The following is a 17,805-nucleotide window of genomic DNA, read 5'->3' as shown; positions in this document are numbered from 1 at the left end:
TATCGGAAGTCCCGTTGCGGGAGCCATTGTGACTATGTCTTCAATCAAGAACGAACTGCGTTTCGGCATGCGAGCCATGCTGCGCGATAATTTTTTGTTGCAACGCGCGATGGGCCGCCTCGCCGCGCATGAACGCATGAGTGTGGATGAACTGGCGCACTATTCGCGCTTGCGCCTGCATGCGAGCATGCAGCACGCAATGCGTACGCTGCCCCATTACGCGGCCATGCCAGGCGGTTTTACGCCGGCCCAGGCGGCACAGGTATTGCACGAGCATTTTCCCGTGATCGACAAGGCGACCCTGCTTGCGCACCGTGCCGCGCTGTATCCGCATCAGGGCCGCAAACGGCCGTGGCAGGCAGCCGGGCAGACCAGTGGCACGACAGGCACGCCGTTGACGATTTTTCGCAGCATGCAGTCGGTATTGATGGAAAACGCCTTCATCCAGCGCCACTGGAGCTGGTCCGGCTACACGCCCCGGTTGACGCGCGCCACGCTGCGTGGCGACATGGTGACCGGGATCAACCAGACCAGACCGCCATTCTGGTTCTGGAACCGCTATAACCGCCAGTTGCTGCTGTCGTCGCGGCACCTGACCGAGGCGCATGCCGATGCGATCATCGACCGCCTGGAGCAGGCGGCGCCGGCCATGTTGCAAGCCTATCCGTCGACGGCCTACACGCTGGCCGGCTTCTTGCAGCGGCGCGGGCGGCGGCTATCCATTCCTTATGTGTTTACGGCGTCGGAACCGCTGTATCCGCATCAGCGCGCATTGATAGCCGAGCGCCTGGGGGCCACCATCATGGATATGTATGGCATGGCCGAGCGCGTGGCATTCGCGACCGAGTGCGAACATGGTCACATGCATGTGAACAGTGATTATTCCCATGTTGAAATCCTGGACGAGCACGGCAAGGCGACCGACGGGGAAGGTTTTGTGGTGGGAACGACCTTTCATAACCTGGCCATGCCGCTGCTGCGTTACCGGCTCAGCGACCGGAGCCGCTGGAAGCCTGGCAGCTGCGCGTGCGGCAGGCCCTTTCCCATGATCGAGCCCGTTACCGGCAAATTTGAAGATAGCATCACCGGCAGCGGCGGAGCGGTGATCAGCCCATCGGTCCTGACGTTCGCCTTCAAGGGCGTCGATAACATCCTCAAGTCGCAGGTGGCGCAAGTGGGCGCGGCGCGCTGGGAAGTGCGCCTGCTGCCTGGTCCCGCCTTTTCCGACAGCGACAAGCTCAAGCTGCTCGACAATATCCATACCATGGTCGATTCCGGCGTCAGCGTGGAGGTGGTGCTGAAGGCAGCCTTGCCCAATACGGCGGCGGGAAAATTCCGCTGGGTGGTCAATGAGACGAACACCCAGGCAAACCGCTAGGGCCGTGCGGCATGGCAATGTGTGGCAGTGCCCCGCCTGCTGGCGGGAAATGACAAATGACCTGGATTCGACATGAAAAAAATTCTGATGCTGGGCACCAGCCTGAACACCATGGGCGGCATTGCTTCCGTAGTGCGCGTGTATGAGAGCACGGGCTTGTTTGAACGCTATCGCGTGCATTACCTGGCCACGCATTGTGACAGCGGGCCGCTGGCCAAGCTGCGCATCATGCTCTGCGCCTATGCGCGCTGCCTGTTCATGCTGCTGGCCGGGCAGGTCGGCCTGATTCACGTGCATGTCGCCTCGAACGCGAGCTTCTGGCGCAAGTCGGGATTTTTCCTGCTTGCATTCCTGTTTCGCGTTCCCAGCATCCTGCACTTGCATGGCGGCGGCTTCGCCGCTTTTTATGACGGGTTGCGCGGTCCTTTGCGGCGCGCGTATATCCGCTATATTTTCAACCATGCATCGCGCGTCCTGGTGCTGTCGAGCAGCTGGCATGTCTGGGTGCGGGGCATGAGCCGCAATCCACATATCGAGACCGTGCTCAATCCCGTGGCGTTGCCGCCCATGGTCGCGCCATGGCCGGCGCGGCAAGCGGGAACGGTATTGTTTCTGGGCAAGTTGGGCCGGGCCAAGGGCGTCTATGACCTGCTGCAGGTCTGCGCCGAACTGACGCAGCGTTGTCCCGCGCTGCATCTGGCGCTCGGTGGCGATGGCGACCGTAGCGCCGTGCAGCAGCAAGCCGATGCGCTGGGAGTGGCGCAGCACGTCGACTTGCTGGGCTGGGTGCACGGCGAACAAAAGACGCGTCTGCTCAATAGTTGCCGCATCTACATCTTGCCCTCGTATTTTGAAGGCTTGCCGATGAGCATACTGGAGGCGATGGCTAGCGGCGTGCCCGTGATCGCCACATCGGTCGGCGGCATTCCCGATGCCATACAAGATGGGGTGGAGGGATACCTGCTTGCGCCCGGCGATGTCAAGGGACTTGCTGACCGGATCGCGCGGCTCCTGGACGACGATGCCCTGGCGCAAAAAATGGGGGCTGCGGGGCGCCGCAAGGTGGAATGTCAGTTCTCCACGGCGGCGGTCATGCCGCGCCTGGAACAAATTTATAACGACCTGGGGCTGCGTGCCGTATGACATCATTGGCCTGGAAAATCAACCGCTTGAAATTGATGGGGGCGCCGGAGATCGCCTGGCGCGTGCAACAGTTGCTGCAAAAGAAGGCCAGCAAGTTGGGCATCGGTTTGCTGCGCAGCGTGCCCGCGCCTGACCTGTCTCGCACGGGACGGTCCTTTCTGGCTGGCAACGGGCATGATACCGATATCGCCGCCCTGCGCGGGGCTGCCGACGCCGTGCTGGCGGGCCGCTGGAACATCTTTGCCCTGCGTGGCGCGGAACTGGGTTTCCCGCCGCAATGGAACCGCGACCCGAAGACGGGTACCGTGGCGCCGCTGACGCTGGGCAAGCAGATCGATTATCGCAGTGAAAAAGTAGTGGGCGATATCAAGTATCTGTGGGAACCGAACCGGCACCTGGAACTGGTGGCGCTGGCGCAGGCATGGAAAGTGACGGGCGAGCAGCGCTACGCCGACGGCGCGCGTACCCTGCTGCAATCATGGTTCGGGCAATGCCCGTATCCCATGGGCGTGCACTGGACCAGTTCGCTTGAGCTGGCGCTGCGCCTGCTGAACTGGGCTTGCGCCTGGGAATTGCTGGGAGGGCTGGCGTCGCCGCTGTTCCAGGGCGAGGCGGGGCAGCGCTTCCTGCAACAGTGGCTTGCCGCGATCTATCAGCATGCGCACTTTATCGCCGGTTATTTTTCGCGTCATTCGTCGGCGAACAATCATCTGTTCGGCGAATACATGGGCTTGTTCGTGGCCAGCCTGGTCTGGCCTTGCTGGCCGGAAAGTGGAAAATGGCAGGCGCTGGCGCGCAAGGGGCTGGAAGAGGAGGCGCTCAAGCAAAATACGCCCGATGGCGTGAACCGCGAGCAAGCCGTCTATTACCAGCATGAAGTAATGGACATGATGCTGCTGTGCCAGATGATAGCGCAGGCCAATGGCACGGGCTTTTCCGCGGCGTACTTGCAGCGCCTGGAGCGCCTGGCCGGCTTCATCGCCGCGCTGATGGACGTGGATGGCAACGTGCCGATGACGGGCGATGCCGACGATGCGCAGATGGTACGCCTGGCGCACGAGGACGGCTGGCATCGCTACCGTTCGCTGCTGGCCAGCTGCGCCGTGCTGTTTGACCGCGCCGACTTCAAGCGCAAGGCTGGCCATTTTGATGACAAGAACCGCTGGCTGTTTGGTGTGGCGGGCTTGCAACAGTGGCAGGCGCTTGATGGCGGCTTGCCGGAGGCGCCCGTGATGGCGTTTCCGGAAGGCGGCTACTTTTTGCTTGGCAGCCAGTTTGGCACGGCCGACGAAGTGCGCCTGGTGGCCGATTGCGCACCGTTGGGCTACCTGTCCATTGCCGCGCATGGACATGCCGACGCGCTGGCCTTTACCCTCTCCGTCGGCGGCGAAGAGCTGCTCACCGATCCAGGCACCTACGCCTATCACACGCAAAAAAAATGGCGCGACTATTTCCGCAGCACGCCCGCGCATAACACGGTGGCCGTCGACGGCCTGGACCAGTCTGAAATCGGCGGCAATTTCATGTGGCTGAAAAAAGCCAATGCGCGCATGATTGCCCATGATACGAATTCTGAAGTGCAAGTTTTTGAGGGCGAACACGATGGCTACAGCCGCCTGGCCGATCCCGTGCTGCACCGGCGTCGTATCGAATTCAACTTTAATAATAAATGCATTGTTGTAAAAGACATATTACAATGTACAAATGTACATGATATTTCCGTGCATTGGCAGTTCGGAGAGCAGTGCCTCGTCACCGTCCATGACGGACAATTGCAGGCACAGGGCCGGCATTCCGGCCTGCGCATGCGCTGTTCGCATGGAACACCGGAAATATTGCGCGGCAGCGATACACCGCCTGGCGGCTGGATATCGCGCCGCTTCGACGAGAAATCACCGATTGCCAGCGCCGCCTGGCGCATGCGGGTGCAGGGAACAACTGAAATCGTGACGCACATCGAGCTGATGCCGCAGGCGTCGCCGGCTAATTATTAAGGGAGCATATTTTGAAAATCAGTATTTTTGGCCTCGGCTACGTGGGTGCGGTCTCTGCCGGTTGCCTGGCAACGGATGGGCATGAAGTGATCGGCGTCGATCCGAACAAGACCAAGGTCGACCTGATCAACCAGGGCACCACGCCCATCATCGAGAAAGACATCGGCGAGATGATCGCCGCCACCGTGAAAAGCGGCCATTTGCGCGCCACGGCGGACGTGCGCGACGCCGTCTTCGGCTCGGACATGTCGCTCATCTGCGTGGGCACGCCATCGCAGCTCAATGGCAACCTGGACTTGAGCCACGTGCGCAAGGTGTGCCAGGAAATCGGCGCGGCGATTGCCGAAAAGGACAGCTTTCACGTCGTCGTGGCGCGCTCGACCATGCTGCCCGGTTCCATGCGCGCGCTGGTGATCCCGACCCTGGAAGCGGCGTCGGGCAAGGTGGCCGGCGTCGATTTCGGCGTCTGCAACAACCCGGAATTCCTGCGCGAAGGCACGGCCGTCTACGATTACTACCATCCGCCGAAGACGGTCATCGGCGAGTCCGATGAAAAGGCCGGTGCGCTGCTGGTGCAGCTGTATGAAAAGATGGACGCGCCGCTGGTGCGCACGGACGTCGAGACGGCCGAGATGGTCAAGTACACGGATAACACCTGGCATGCCGTGAAAGTGGCGTTCGCCAATGAAATCGGCAATATCTGCAAGGCCGTCGGCATCGATGGCCACAAGGTGATGGAGATTTTCTGCCAGGACACCAAGCTGAACCTGTCGCCGTACTACATGAAGCCGGGCTTCGCCTTCGGCGGCTCGTGCCTGCCGAAAGACGTGCGCGCGCTGACCTACAAGGCGCGCAGCCTGGACCTCGATTTGCCCTTGCTGAACTCTATCCTGCCGTCGAACCAGCGGCAAGTGGAAAAGGGCATCAAGATGATCGTCGACAAAGGCGCGCGCAAGGTGGGCATCCTGGGCTTCTCGTTCAAGGCCGGCACGGATGACTTGCGCGAGTCGCCGCTGGTCGACGTCATCGAGTATCTGCTGGGCAAGGGCTACGAACTGAAGCTGTACGACAAGAACGTCAACCTGGCCGCCCTGACGGGCGCCAACCAGGATTACATCCTCAACCACATCCCGCACATCTCCAAGCTGATGGTGACGAATATGCAGGATGTGCTCGATTTTGCCGACACCATCGTCATCGGCAATGGCGCGGCCGAATTCAAGACCGTGCCCGCCAGCCTGCAGCCGCACCAGCATATCGTTGACCTGGTACGCATCAGCAAGGAACAAAGTGGAGAGCAATATGACGGCATCTGCTGGTAACAAGTTGGCAGGTGCGCCGCGCCGCGTGCTGATCCTGGTGGAAAACCTGCCGTCGCCGTTCGACCGGCGCGTCTGGCAGGAAGCGACCACCCTGCAGGCGAATGGCTACGAAGTGTCGATCATCTGCCCCACGGGCAAGGGTTACGAATCGCGCTACGAAGCCATCGACGGCATCCATATCTACCGCTACCACCTGCCGCTGGAAGCGGAAGGGGCCAAGGGCTACCTGGTTGAGTACTCGCTGGCGCTGTTCCACACGTTCCGCCTGGCATGGAAAGTGCATTTTGCGCGCGGCTTCGACGTCATTCACGCCTGCAATCCGCCCGATTTGCTGTTCCTCATCGGCGGTTTCTTTAAGTTGACGATGGGCAAGCGTTTCCTGTTCGACCATCACGACATCAATCCGGAGTTGTACGAAGCCAAGTTCGGCCGCCGCGACTTCTTCTACAAGCTGATGGTGCTGTTCGAGCGCTGGTCGTTCAAGAGCGCCGACGTGTCGATCGCCACCAACGAGTCGTACAAGAAGATCGCCATCGAGCGGGGCGGCATGAAGCCCGAGGATGTCTACGTGGTGCGCAGCGGGCCCAAGCTGGACCGCCTGCGCGTGCTGCCGCCCGTGCCGGCGCTGAAGAAGGGCCGCGCCTACCTGGTCGGCTACGTGGGCGTGATGGGCGCGCAGGAAGGCATCGACCTGCTGCTGCAGGCGGCGCAATACATCGTGCAGACCTTGCAGCGCGAGGACGTGCACTTCGGCCTGGTCGGCGGCGGCACTTCGCTCGAACAGATGAAGCAGATGGCGCAGGACCTGGGCATCGCCGACTACGTGACGTTTACCGGACGCGTGCCGGACCAGCAATTGCTGGAAATGCTCAATACGGCCGATGTCTGCGTGAACCCGGACGTGGCCAACGACATGAACGACAAGTCGACCATGAACAAGATCATGGAATACATGGCTTTGGGCAAACCGATCGTGCAGTTTGATCTGGTCGAGGGCAAGGTTTCCGCACAGCAGGCATCCTTGTATGCATTGAAGAACGATCCTGTCGACATGGCCCGCAAGATCGTCGAGTTGCTGGACGATCCCGCCCGCCGCGAGCAGATGGGAGCCTTCGGCCGCCATCGCGTGGTCAACGAGCTGGAGTGGGAATATGAAGCGCCGAAGCTGCTGGCCGCGTACGCGCGCCTGTTTCCCGGCGCCGCGCCCGCCAGCGCCGCGCCGGTGGCGCCCGCGACGTTGCGCAAGGACGGCCAGTAGCGGCACGCAGCCGGCTTATCCATTCCCCCATCCTGACGGAGCTAGTGCGACGATGAAAGCAATGATTTTAGCTGCAGGCAAGGGTACGCGCGTGCAGCCACTGACCTATGATTTGCCCAAGCCGATGATCCCCATCCTGGGCAAGCCCGTGATGGCTTATCTGGTGGAACACCTGGCCCGTTATGGCGTGACTGAAATCATGGTCAACGTCAGTTATTTGCACGAAAAGATCGAGGAGTATTTCGGCGAAGGCCACCAGTTCGGCGTGCAGATCGGCTACTCGTTCGAAGGCTATACCAATGGCACGGGCGAGGTCGTACCGCAACCGCTGGGTTCAGCCGGCGGCATGAAGAAGATCCAGGAGTTTGGCGGTTTCTTTGACGAGACGACGATTGTCCTGTGCGGCGACGCCTTGATCGATCTCGACCTGGAATCGGCCCTGCTTGAGCACCGCCGCATGGGGGCGTTGGCCTCCGTCATCACCCTGGAAGTGCCGTGGGAGAAGGTGTCCAGCTACGGCGTGGTGGTCAGCGACGCCGACGGGCGCATCCGCGCCTTCCAGGAGAAGCCGGCCCAGGCCGATGCGCTGTCCAATTGCGTCAGCACCGGCATCTATATTTTCGAGCCGGAAGTGCTGGACCTGATTCCTGGCGAGCGTCCGTTCGATATCGGTTCCGAGTTGTTTCCCTTGCTGGTGGAAAAGGGCTTGCCATTCTATGCGCAAAAGCGCCAATACAACTGGATCGACATCGGCAGCGTCAAGGATTACTGGGAAGTACTGCAAAGCGTGCTGATGGGAGAAGTTGCTCAATTGCACGTTCCAGGGCGGCAGATTGCCGATGGCGTATGGGTGGGCTTGAATACCAGTATCGACTGGAGCGGCGGCACGCGCATCGAAGGTCCCGTGTATATCGGCTCGGGCTGCCGCATCGATGCGGGCGCCGTCATCGTCGGGCCCACGTGGATCGGCCATGGCAGCCATGTGTGCGCCGGCGCCGAAGTGGTGCGCAGCGTGCTGTTCGAATACACGCGTGTGCTGGCCGATGTCTTGCTCGACGAAATGATCGTTTTCAAGGAATTCAGTGTCGACCGGGCCGGCCAGATGCGCCACGCCTCCGAGTATGCAGTTGGCGCCTGGGGCAATGCGCGCGACCGGCGCAGCCTGCGCCGCGTGGAAACGCCACCGGCCCGGTATGCTACCCAATAAACTGTTTGTGAAGTGAAATCATGAAAATTTATCCAGTCATCCTGTCCGGCGGTTCGGGCACCCGTCTATGGCCACTGTCGCGTGCCGTACTGCCCAAGCAGCTGTTGCCGCTGGTGACAGATAAAACCATGTTGCAGGAGACGGCGCTGCGCGTGCACAGCCTGCCCAACCGCCGCGCGGGCGACAGTGGCCTGGCCGCGCTCGAAGTCATGCCGCCGCTGGTGGTGTGCGGCAATGATCACCGCTTCATGGTGGCGGAACAGCTGCGCGAGATCGGTCTGGCGCCGCTGGGCATCCTGCTTGAGCCGGTGGGCCGCAATACGGCGCCGGCCGTGGCGGTGGCGGCGCACTACCTGCTGGCCATCGATCCGCAGGCATTGATGCTGGTCTTGCCGGCCGACCACGTCATCAGCGACGTGGCCGCGTTTCACCAGGCCATCGCCGAGGCGGCCCTGCTGGCGGAGGACGGCGCGCTGGCTACTTTCGGCATCGTGCCGACGGCGCCGGAAACGGGCTACGGCTATATCCGCAGCGGCGCGCCGGTAGCTGCCGGCGCGCCAGGCTGCAAGGTCGAGCGTTTCGTGGAAAAGCCGGACCTGGCCACGGCGCAGTCCTTCCTTGCCAGCGGCAACTATTTCTGGAACAGCGGCATGTTCATGTTCCGCGCCGGGCGCTATCTGAGCGAACTGGCGGCATTCCAGCCGGCCATGCTGGCCGCCTGCGAGGCGGCCGTGCGCGACGGCTACCGCGACCTCGATTTCTGCCGCCTGGAAGAAAAAGCCTTTGCTGCCAGCCCATCCGATTCGATCGACTATGCCGTCATGGAGCATACGGCGCACGCCGTGGTATTGCCGGCTGCCATAGGCTGGAGCGACGTCGGTTCCTGGGCGGCGCTGTGGGAAGTACAGCCGGGCGACGCCAGCGGCAACGTGGTGCGCGGCGACGTGTATCTCGATGGCGTGAGCAATTGCCTGGTGCGCGCCGAGAGCCGCATCGTGGCCGTGCTGGGCGTGCAAGACCTGGTCGTGGTGGAAACCAACGATGCCGTGCTGGTGGCGCACAAGGACCAGGTGCAGCGCGTCAAGCAGGTGGTCGACCACCTGAAGCAGGCGGGGCGCAGCGAACACGTGCAGCACCGCAAGGTCTACCGCCCATGGGGCGCCTACGAAGGCATCGATGTCGGTGAACGCTTCCAGGTCAAGCGCATCACCGTCAATCCGGGCGGCAAGCTGTCGCTGCAGATGCACCATCACCGGGCCGAGCACTGGGTGGTCGTCAGCGGCACGGCGCAAGTCACGTGCGGCGACAAGGTGACCTTGTTGACGGAGAACGAATCGACCTACATTCCCATCGGCATGACGCACCGGCTGGAAAACCCGGGCAAGCTGCCCCTGCACCTGATCGAAGTGCAATCGGGCAGCTATCTGGGGGAGGACGACATCGTCCGGCTGGAGGATGTCTACCGGCGCGTCTGATGTGCCGAGCCTTGCGATCGCCGCATAGCGAAACTATTGGCTTAAAGAATGATGCTATAAAGTAACTTTCCATTGAACAATAGTTAACATAAAAAATTACTTTATGCTATGATTCTGCCTGGTTTGATCCGATAACTCATGTGGGCGCGCTGGCGTGTCCGCATTCACGTTCAGTGGAATCGCATGAAGAAAAATACGTATTCGGTGCTGGCTGCGCTGGCCTTTGCCGGTTCAGCTTTATTCGCGCAGGCAGCCTTTGCCGCGCCTGTCGACATCAGTTCCGTGCCTGGCGCCGTAAAATTGTCGGCCGGTGGTTCGCTGACTTTCGGCGACAAATTCAAGAATAATCAGAAAAGCAATTTTTTCAATGACGTCTTCAATTTCAGCGTGGCGCAAGCCAGCGATTTGAGCGTCGTGCTGACCTCGCGCAGCAGCAGCGCGACGAATGGCCTGAACCTGACGGGTTTTGGCTTGTACAGCAGTGTCGGCAATACCCTGTTGCTGGGCGGCGATCAATTGTTGAGCGGCATCGATGACAAATGGGCCTTGTCCTATGCCAATCTGGGCGCCGGTTCCTACTACCTGAAAGTCAGCGGCAATGTGGTGTCGAACACGGGTGCCGCCTTCGGCGCCAATGGCAGCCTGGTGTCGGCAGTGCCTGAGCCTGGCACCTATGCCATGCTGCTCGCCGGCCTGGGGCTGCTGGGCTTCATGGCGCGCCGTCGCCAGAACGCCGGCTGAGCACGGCTAACGACGGTTGCTTGCCTTCCATTCGCATTTTATCCCGCGGCCAGCCTCAGCTGGCTGCAGCACTCTTGGTGAAAAGTATGAAAAAATTTCTTCAATCCCTGTTCGTGGCGGCCATGTTTGCCGGCAGCGGCGTGGCGGCCCATGCCGCCCCGGTCGATATCAGCCACGCGCCGCTAGATCTGACGCAGGACCTGCTCGACTATTCGAGCGCTGAACTGCTCGGTTCTTTTACACTGGCGGCAGGCCAGTTGGCTGGCGCGCAAAATAACTTTTTCAGCGACAAATTTACCTTCAGCGTGACGGGTTTCAATGACCTGAGCGCGCTGGCGACATCGCTCAAGCCCAGCGCCAATTCCGGCCTGACCTTGACCGGTTTCAGCCTGCGCAATGCGGGCGGCGTGCTGTTCCAGGGAACGCTCGACCTGATCAACTATACGGCGCAAGATCAGGCGTGGAGCCTGGCATCGGGCGGTACGCCGTTGGCGGCCGGTAATTATTTCCTGCAGATCGACGGCTACGTGGCTTCGTCCGCAGGCGGCAGCTACAGCGGCAACCTGGCGGTGACGCCGGTGCCGGAACCGGAAACCTATGGCATGCTGCTGGCCGGCCTGGGCGTGGCGGGTTTCGCGGCGCGGCGCCGCAAGCTGCAAGCCTGAACGCGTACTTTGCAAACATGAAATGGGGGCTGCGGCCTCCATTTTTTTCGCCTGTCGGTTGCATGGCGCTATAATCATCCGCATAGCTGGCGGCCGCCACATGGCGGCTTCGATTCCACCTCACCGGGCGATATCCACCATTGCGTAACTTTCTCTGTTTGTCGCTGGCGCTGGCCGCTGGCATCGCGCATGCCGAGGCGCCGCCTGGCGCGCCAGGATTGCAGCCGTCGCAGCTGGCCATCGTCATCAACGATGCGGAGCCAAATAGTATCGAGGTGGGCGAATATTACCGCCAGGCCCATGCCATCCCTGCGGCGAACGTCGTGCACGTGCATATCCCGAACCGTCCGCGCAAGCTCAGCGCAGACCAGTTCGCGCAATTGAAGGAGCGCATCGACGCGCAATTGAAGCCCGCGATCCAGGCCGTGCTGATGGTGTGGAGTGCGCCCTACGCCGTCGAATGCAACTCGATCACCTCCGCTTACACGCTGGGCTATGATGGCGCGCAATGCGCGAAGACGTGTGATCCCGGCAAAGCCAGCCGCTATTTCAACAGCAATGTGGGACAGCCATACACGGACATGGGGATGCGCCTGTCGATGTTGTTGCCGATCGATTTTGTGGAAGAGGCCAAGGCCGTAGTCGACCGCGGGGCAGTCAGCGGTTTTGCCGTGCCAACGGCCAGCGCCTATTATCTGCGGACCAGTGAAGCGGCGCGCAATAGCCGCGCGCCGTTCTTCCCGCCTGCGGGGGAGGTGCGGCAGCGCAAACTGAGCATCAAGAACATGGCTGCGGACAGCCTGGAAGGCGCACGCGACATCATGGTGTACCAGACGGGCATGGCGAAGGTCCCCAAGCTCGCCACCTTGCATTTTCTGCCGGGCGCCCTGGCGGATCATCTGACGTCATTTGGCGGGGATTTGCAGGGAACAGCACAGATGAGCAGCCAGCGCTGGCTGGAGGCAGGGGCAACCGCCAGCTACGGCACCGTCAGCGAGCCTTGCAATTACTGGCAGAAGTTTCCCAATCCGACGGTCCTGTTGCGCCGCTACCTGGCCGGCGTGACGGCGGTGGAAGCCTACTGGGGCAGCGTTTCCTGGCCTGCCCAAGGCTTGTTCATCGGCGATCCGCTGGCCGCGCCGTACGCGGCATTCCGGCGCTAGCGGTAGCGGGCACCCCGCGCCGCCGGCGGACCCGATAAAAAAGGCTCTTGCGAGCCTTTTTTATTATGCCTTGGCAATCCGCTTTCGGCGTCCCGCAAAAGCGACCATGGCCAAGCCTGCCAGCAACATGGCATAGGTTTCCGGTTCGGGCACGGCCAGTACCGGCGGTAATATGGCCGTTGGAGCGATGCTGCGGCCTTCGATGCCGCCGCCAGCACCGCCGGAGCCGACGCCGCCGCCGCTGGCTGCCGCGGGTGGGGGCGTGTCGGAGGATGTCAGCAGTGGCGCATACTGCTCCGGCAGCGCCCGTCCCACGGCGCGATAGCCTTCGCCGCCGCTGAACGGTTCCAGCCTTTCTTGCGCAACAAAATCGCGCGTGCCCGCACTGTAGTCAAAGCCATCTTGCCTGGCGCCTCTTCCCAGGCCCTTGGCGCGGGTGCCGGCGTCCGTGCCGAACTGGCTCAGATCATGGCCGCGACTGTCGAACTGCGGCTTGCGCAATACTTGTGAGGATTCATCGTCGCTGAATTCGGGCAAGGCGCCTTTGCCGTCGTTGGTGCGCCAGCCCATGCCGACGGCACCATTTGCCAAACGACAAGCGCTATATGTGCTGTTCATGTCTGCCTCACTGGCATTGCCATTGGCGCCGGCATTGTTTGCTTCGCAGCGTTTATTGTCCGCAGCGGCGGGTGCCGCTGTTTGCGCTGCAGCAGAGCCTGCGCTCAATGCCAGGGTGGCGGCAATGGCCAGCAGGGATAAGTGGATGGCGGGGGGGAATTTTTTCATGGTTTGATCTCGCTAGGGTTTTCATGCCGACAGGGCGCTGTGCGCTCCATGATCTCGACGCAATAAAATTAGCAGTACATTCAAATAGTGCATCGAATAATGCGTGGCGCAGGGCGTGGACTGGGCCCATTGCGTATCTATTTACTGGCGTGTTGCTACTGACTGGGCAAGCTTTATAAACTTGCAAGGAATAAAACTTATTTAATAGAAATATATCATATCTTTGAGCAATTTGCTGTACTTGCTGAAGCCCGAGGGCCAGATGTTGTTTACTTGCTACTTGCATGCTGGATGGGAAGATGGACCTTTACTCCGTTCGGCTTAATCAAATGTCATCAAGTCGTCATCCCCGGCCTTTAATATGCAAATAACAAGTCTGAAATACTTTTGTTAATTGTGGCGCGCCGGCCCATCATGCGGAACCGGCGCCAATTATTTACCGACCGGGATCCTCATGCACACCTCGTTCTCCCCCTTGCGCACGCCCCTGCGCCTGACCGTCATGGCCGCTTTGCTGGCCAGCCTGTCCGTGCCGGCGCTGGCCGCGTCCGATGTCGTCATCAGCCAGGTGTATGGCGGCGGCGGCAACACGGGTGCGCTGTACCGCAACGATTTCATCGAACTGTTCAACCGCGGCGCCAGTCCCGTGAGCCTGGCTAACTGGAGCGTGCAATACGCGTCCGCCGCCGGTTCGAACTGGGCCGTGACCGCCTTGCCCGCTATCGATTTGCAAGCTGGCCAGTATTTGCTGGTCCAGCAAGCCAAGGGCACGGGCGGCACGCAGGACTTGCCCACGCCGGACGCCACGGGCAGCCTGGCCATGTCGGGCACGGCGGGCAAGGTGCTGTTGAGCAACAGCAAGACGGCGCAGACGGGCACCAGCCCCACGGGCGCCGCCGTCGTCGACCTGGTGGGTTTCGGCACGGCCAACGGCTTTGAAGGCGCCGCGGCGCCCGCGCCATCGAATACCCTGTCGATCGCGCGCGCGAACGGCGGCTGCAGCGACACGGATGACAACAGCGTGGACTTCGCCGCCGGCAGCGTGACGCCGCGCAACACGGCGTCCGAACGCCACGTCTGCGGCGGCCCCGTCGTGCACCAGATCATCACCAGCTGCCCCGCCAGTCTGGCCCTGGCCCTGGGCAATGGCGGCAGCGCCGTACTGCGCGCATCCGACATCGATGGCGTGGTAAATGCTGCTACCTTGAGCTCGCCGGCCGTGGCCGGCATCAGCCTGGCCAATTTCAGCGCGGCCGGCGTGGCAGGCGAGAGCGCCAGCGTGAGCCTGCTGGTGGCCGCTGGCGTGCCGGTGGGAAATTATCCTGTCATCGTCAATTTCAGCAACGACCAGCAGCAAAGCGCCAGCTGCAAGATCGACGTGGCCGTGCAGGGCTTGGCCGCCATCAGCCACACGATCCCGCAGATCCAGGGCAGCGGTGCAAGCAGCCCCTACGCCAATTCCGTGCAGACGACCGAGGGCGTCGTCACCCTGAAAGTGGGCACCGGCTTCTTCATGCAGGACGCGGCCGGCGACGGCGACCCGTCGACGTCGGACGGCATTTTTGTGTACACGGGCGCGGCCGTCACCACGGTGCAGCCGGGCGAACTGGTGCGCGTGACGGGCACGGTGTTCGAATACACGCCGTCGGGCGCGAAAAATTCCTACACGGAATTGAAGGACGTGACGGCCATCCTCACGCAAAGCGCCGGCCACGGCATCGTGCCGGCGAATGTGACCTTGCCGAACGACAAGCTGGCCGCCGTCGCAGGCATGCTGGTGCGCTTCACGCAGCCGTTGACCGTGTCGCAAAACGCCTATCTGGGCGCGCGCGGCGAGCTGACCCTGTCGGCGGGCCGCCGCGAAGTGCCGACCAACCGCTATCCGGCGGGATCGAACGAAGCACAAAGTTTGATCGCGGCCAATGCGAACAATCTGATTGTGCTCGATGATGGCATTTTCGTCACGCCGCCGACGATACCCTACATCGGCCAGGACAACACCGTGCGCAGCGGCGACACGGTGTCCGACCTGACGGGCGTGGTGGATTTCGGCGCCATCGGCGGTGGCGGTGCCGCGTATAAGCTGCAGCCGACGCAAGCGCCGCAATTCTCGCGCGACAACCCACGCACGGGCAGCCCGGAACTGCCGTCCGGCAACGTCAAGGTGGCCAGCGCCAACGTGCTGAATTTCTTCACGACCTTTACCAATGGCAACAATGTGTTTGGTCAGACGGGGCAGGGCTGCACCGTGGGTTCGTCGACCAGCAAGAGCAACTGCCGCGGCGCCGACAACCTGGCCGAATTCGTGCGCCAGCGCGACAAGATCGTCGCTGAACTCAAGGCCATCGACGCGGACGTGGTGGGCTTGATGGAAATCCAGAACAATGGCGAAACGGCCGTCACCTACCTGGTCGAGCAGCTCAACGCGGCCATCGGCGGCGTCAGCTACGCCGTGGTGCCGAAGCCGGCCGCCACGGGCACGGATGCCATCCGCGTGGCCATGATCTACAAGCCGGCCAAACTGGGCCTGGTGGGCGGTGCCTTGTCGGACGCCAACGCCATCAACAACCGTCCGCCGATGGCGCAGACCTTCCGCGCCGGCAATGGCGAGAAATTCTCGCTGATCGTCAACCACCTGAAGTCGAAGGGCAGCTGCCCGTCGGGCGGGCTGGACGCGGACCAGAACGACAGCCAGAGCTGCTGGAACGCCACCCGCGTGCAGCAGGCGCAGCGCCTGGTGGGCAGCTTCGTGCCGCAGGTGGCGGCCGCCGCCGGCGACGCGGACGTGCTCGTCATCGGCGACCTGAACTCGTATGGCGCCGAAGACCCGATCCAGGTCATCACGGGCGCCGGCTTCGTCAATGAACTCGAGCGTTTCGTGCGCCCGTCCGGCATGCCGTACTCGTATGTGTTCGGCGGCCAGAGCGGCTATCTCGACCATGCGCTGGCCAGCGCGTCGCTGAGCCCGCAAGTGGCTGGCGTTGCCGAATGGCATGTGAATGCGGACGAGCCGGAAGTGATCGACTACAACATCGACTCGGCCAAGCCGCAAGACCTGTACAACGCCTTGCCTTACCGCGCCTCGGACCATGACCCCGTCGTCATCAGCCTGGACCTGCAGCCCGCCTACCGCGACATCACGGCCGCCGTGGCGCAAGCCAGTTCCGGCCTGACGTACAACCGCGCGACGCAAAAGTACACGGGCACGTTCTCGTTCACCAACACGGGCGCGGCGGCCATCAGCGGCCCGTTCCAGGTGGCGTTCGGCGGCCTGCCGGCCGGCGTGACCCTGGCCAACGCCAGCGGCAGCCATGCGGGCGCGGCTTTCGTCACCGTCAACGCGGCCAGCCTGGCGCCGGGCGCGACGGCCTCGTTTGCCGTCAGTTTCAGCAATCCGTCGAAAGTGACGATCAATTACTCGGCCAGCATTTTTGCCGGCAACTTCTAAGGACCTCATCATGCTTGCTTCGCAATTCAATCTGACCCTGCGCCGCGCCGTCCTGGCCGCCGTGCTTGCCGGCAGCTCCAGCGTGGCGCTGGCGGACCCGCTCGGCTACCGCGTGGAAATCGACACGCGCCAGTTCTCGGGCGCCGGTTTCCTCGACTTCGCCTTTATCGCCGGCAACAACCCGGCGCCGGGCGCGACGGCCACCCTCAGCAATTTCTCGGGCGCGTTCGGCGCACCGGCATCGCAGGAAGGCAATGTCAGCGGCAGCTTGCCCGGCACCTTGAGCTTCGGCAATGGCGGTGCCTACAACGACTGGTTTCACAACGTGACCCTGGGCGGCAAGTTCGGTTTCAATATTGTCTTTGGCGGCGACTTCCTGCACACGGCCGGCAACGCGGGCACGACGTTCGGCGTGGGCTTGCTCGACTACACGGGCATGGCTTACCTGGGCAATGCGAACGGCAACCTCGTGCAATTCGAACTGACGCCGCTCAATGGCGGCATGCCGGCTGCCATCGCCGGCAGCACGTATGCGAGCATCGCGTCGATTTCAGCCGTGCCGGAAGCGTCGGAATGGATGATGCTGACGGGCGGCCTGGCGCTGATCGGCTTTGCCCTGCGCCGCCGCCAGCCTGTCACGCGCGCATAGTCTTGCCAAACAGAACACAGCGCGCCTGCGGGCCGCTGTGTTTCGTGTATTTATTTGAAATAGCTATAAATCAGGAAACTAAATTGTATTAGTCACCGTTTTGCGCTTGATGCATAGTGAAAAACTTGTCGAGCCGTCTAGTTTTTGACGGACCATCGCCAACTTTTTCGGAGGATGCATCGATGCCTGGCCATATCCTGGTGCTGGACCCTGCGCCCGCCATGCAGGCGCTGCTGGCGCATAACCTGGCCGGCGCCGGCTACCGCGTCAGCTGCGCCGTCGATGCGCGCGGGACGCAGGCGCTGCTGGCGGCCGACCCGCCCGACGTGCTGCTGCTCGAGTGGGAGTTGCCGGACGCTTCCGGCATCGCGCTGCTGCGCCAGGTGCGCCAGGATGGCCAGCTGTGCGACTTGCCCATTATCATGGTCAGCGCGCGCGACAGCGAACAGGACAAGGTGCTGGCGCTGGAAAGCGGCGCCGACGATTACCTGTGCAAGCCCTTCGGTCCCCGCGAGATGCTGGCCCGCGTGCACGCGCTGCTGCGCCGGCGCGCGCCATTGGCCGTGCGCGGCGGCG

14 protein-coding genes are annotated in these 17,805 nt (G+C 62.2%); 13 read left to right on the top strand and 1 reads right to left on the bottom strand.

The window, feature by feature from the left end; genetic code table 11:
- The first annotated feature begins 28 nt into the window (after window positions 1–28).
- The 10 genes from CBW50_RS17045 (at window position 29) to CBW50_RS17000 (ending at window position 12,346) form a co-directional block, all read left to right on the top strand.
- Complete coding sequence (locus tag CBW50_RS17045; RefSeq protein ID WP_139842555.1) at window positions 29–1,378, top strand: phenylacetate--CoA ligase family protein; 1,350 nt, start codon at window positions 29–31, stop codon at window positions 1,376–1,378.
- Window positions 1,379–1,450: 72 nt separating this feature from the next.
- Entirely contained in the window at window positions 1,451–2,521 is a 1,071-nt protein-coding gene (locus CBW50_RS17040; RefSeq protein WP_086146666.1) for a glycosyltransferase family 4 protein, read from the top strand.
- The gene (locus CBW50_RS17035) at window positions 2,518–4,515 is read left to right on the top strand and encodes an alginate lyase family protein (RefSeq protein ID WP_086146665.1); all 1,998 of its coding nucleotides are present in this window, start codon (window positions 2,518–2,520) and stop codon (window positions 4,513–4,515) included. Before CBW50_RS17040 ends, CBW50_RS17035 begins: the two co-directional genes overlap by 4 nt.
- Window positions 4,516–4,526: 11 nt before the next feature.
- Window positions 4,527–5,837 carry a nucleotide sugar dehydrogenase gene (locus CBW50_RS17030; protein ID WP_086146664.1) on the top strand — a complete coding sequence of 437 codons (1,311 nt, stop codon included), beginning with the start codon at window positions 4,527–4,529 and terminating at the stop codon, window positions 5,835–5,837.
- Window positions 5,818–7,095: a glycosyltransferase family 4 protein gene (locus CBW50_RS17025; RefSeq protein ID WP_086146663.1), complete on the top strand. Its 1,278-nt coding sequence runs from the start codon at window positions 5,818–5,820 to the stop codon at window positions 7,093–7,095. The genes CBW50_RS17030 and CBW50_RS17025 overlap by 20 nt, the downstream gene beginning before the upstream one ends.
- Window positions 7,096–7,147: 52 nt before the next feature.
- Window positions 7,148–8,302 (top strand): sugar phosphate nucleotidyltransferase, encoded by a 1,155-nt coding sequence (locus CBW50_RS17020; protein WP_086146662.1) that lies wholly within the window; start codon window positions 7,148–7,150, stop codon window positions 8,300–8,302.
- 20 nt (window positions 8,303–8,322) lie between these two features.
- Window positions 8,323–9,777 carry a mannose-1-phosphate guanylyltransferase/mannose-6-phosphate isomerase gene (locus CBW50_RS17015; protein WP_086146661.1) on the top strand — a complete coding sequence of 485 codons (1,455 nt, stop codon included), beginning with the start codon at window positions 8,323–8,325 and terminating at the stop codon, window positions 9,775–9,777.
- 183 nt (window positions 9,778–9,960) lie between these two features.
- Window positions 9,961–10,518: an FxDxF family PEP-CTERM protein gene (locus tag CBW50_RS17010; RefSeq protein WP_086146660.1), complete on the top strand. Its 558-nt coding sequence runs from the start codon at window positions 9,961–9,963 to the stop codon at window positions 10,516–10,518.
- Between the two features lie 86 nt (window positions 10,519–10,604).
- Window positions 10,605–11,183: an FxDxF family PEP-CTERM protein gene (locus CBW50_RS17005; RefSeq protein WP_086146659.1), complete on the top strand. Its 579-nt coding sequence runs from the start codon at window positions 10,605–10,607 to the stop codon at window positions 11,181–11,183.
- 140 nt (window positions 11,184–11,323) lie between these two features.
- Window positions 11,324–12,346, top strand: coding sequence for a TIGR03790 family protein (locus CBW50_RS17000; protein ID WP_226936450.1), 1,023 nt, complete (start codon window positions 11,324–11,326; stop codon window positions 12,344–12,346).
- 63 nt (window positions 12,347–12,409) lie between these two features.
- Here CBW50_RS17000 and CBW50_RS16995 read toward each other — a convergent pair whose 3' ends face one another.
- Window positions 12,410–13,072 carry a PEP-CTERM sorting domain-containing protein gene (locus CBW50_RS16995; protein WP_226936449.1) on the bottom strand — a complete coding sequence of 221 codons (663 nt, stop codon included), beginning with the start codon at window positions 13,070–13,072 and terminating at the stop codon, window positions 12,410–12,412.
- 514 nt (window positions 13,073–13,586) lie between these two features.
- Between CBW50_RS16995 and CBW50_RS16990 the strand changes: the two genes are divergently transcribed.
- The 3 genes from CBW50_RS16990 to CBW50_RS16980 form a co-directional block, all read left to right on the top strand.
- Complete coding sequence (locus CBW50_RS16990; RefSeq protein WP_086146657.1) at window positions 13,587–16,580, top strand: ExeM/NucH family extracellular endonuclease; 2,994 nt, start codon at window positions 13,587–13,589, stop codon at window positions 16,578–16,580.
- Between the two features lie 10 nt (window positions 16,581–16,590).
- Entirely contained in the window at window positions 16,591–17,229 is a 639-nt protein-coding gene (locus CBW50_RS16985; protein WP_086146656.1) for an NF038129 family PEP-CTERM protein, read from the top strand.
- A gap of 182 nt (window positions 17,230–17,411) precedes the next feature.
- A partial coding sequence (locus tag CBW50_RS16980; protein ID WP_139842554.1) for a response regulator occupies window positions 17,412–17,805 on the top strand: 394 nt, incomplete at its 3' end.

Origin of the sequence: Janthinobacterium sp. GW458P, from assembly GCF_002127585.1 — a bacterium.
Lineage (GTDB): Bacteria > Pseudomonadota > Gammaproteobacteria > Burkholderiales > Burkholderiaceae_D > Janthinobacterium.
This window is presented reverse-complemented; position numbering and strand designations above follow the sequence as displayed.

What these genes read in the sequence shown, in the direction of transcription:
- CBW50_RS17040 (WP_086146666.1), top strand. Translation starts at nt 1,451, where the DNA reads ATGAAAAAAATTCTGATGCTGGGCACCAGCCTGAACACCATGGGCGGC.
- CBW50_RS17035 (WP_086146665.1), top strand. Translation starts at nt 2,518, where the DNA reads ATGACATCATTGGCCTGGAAAATCAACCGCTTGAAATTGATGGGGGCG.
- CBW50_RS17025 (WP_086146663.1), top strand. Translation starts at nt 5,818, where the DNA reads ATGACGGCATCTGCTGGTAACAAGTTGGCAGGTGCGCCGCGCCGCGTG.
- CBW50_RS17020 (WP_086146662.1), top strand. Translation starts at nt 7,148, where the DNA reads ATGAAAGCAATGATTTTAGCTGCAGGCAAGGGTACGCGCGTGCAGCCA.
- CBW50_RS17015 (WP_086146661.1), top strand. Translation starts at nt 8,323, where the DNA reads ATGAAAATTTATCCAGTCATCCTGTCCGGCGGTTCGGGCACCCGTCTA.
- CBW50_RS17010 (WP_086146660.1), top strand. Translation starts at nt 9,961, where the DNA reads ATGAAGAAAAATACGTATTCGGTGCTGGCTGCGCTGGCCTTTGCCGGT.
- CBW50_RS17005 (WP_086146659.1), top strand. Translation starts at nt 10,605, where the DNA reads ATGAAAAAATTTCTTCAATCCCTGTTCGTGGCGGCCATGTTTGCCGGC.
- CBW50_RS16990 (WP_086146657.1), top strand. Translation starts at nt 13,587, where the DNA reads ATGCACACCTCGTTCTCCCCCTTGCGCACGCCCCTGCGCCTGACCGTC.
- CBW50_RS16985 (WP_086146656.1), top strand. Translation starts at nt 16,591, where the DNA reads ATGCTTGCTTCGCAATTCAATCTGACCCTGCGCCGCGCCGTCCTGGCC.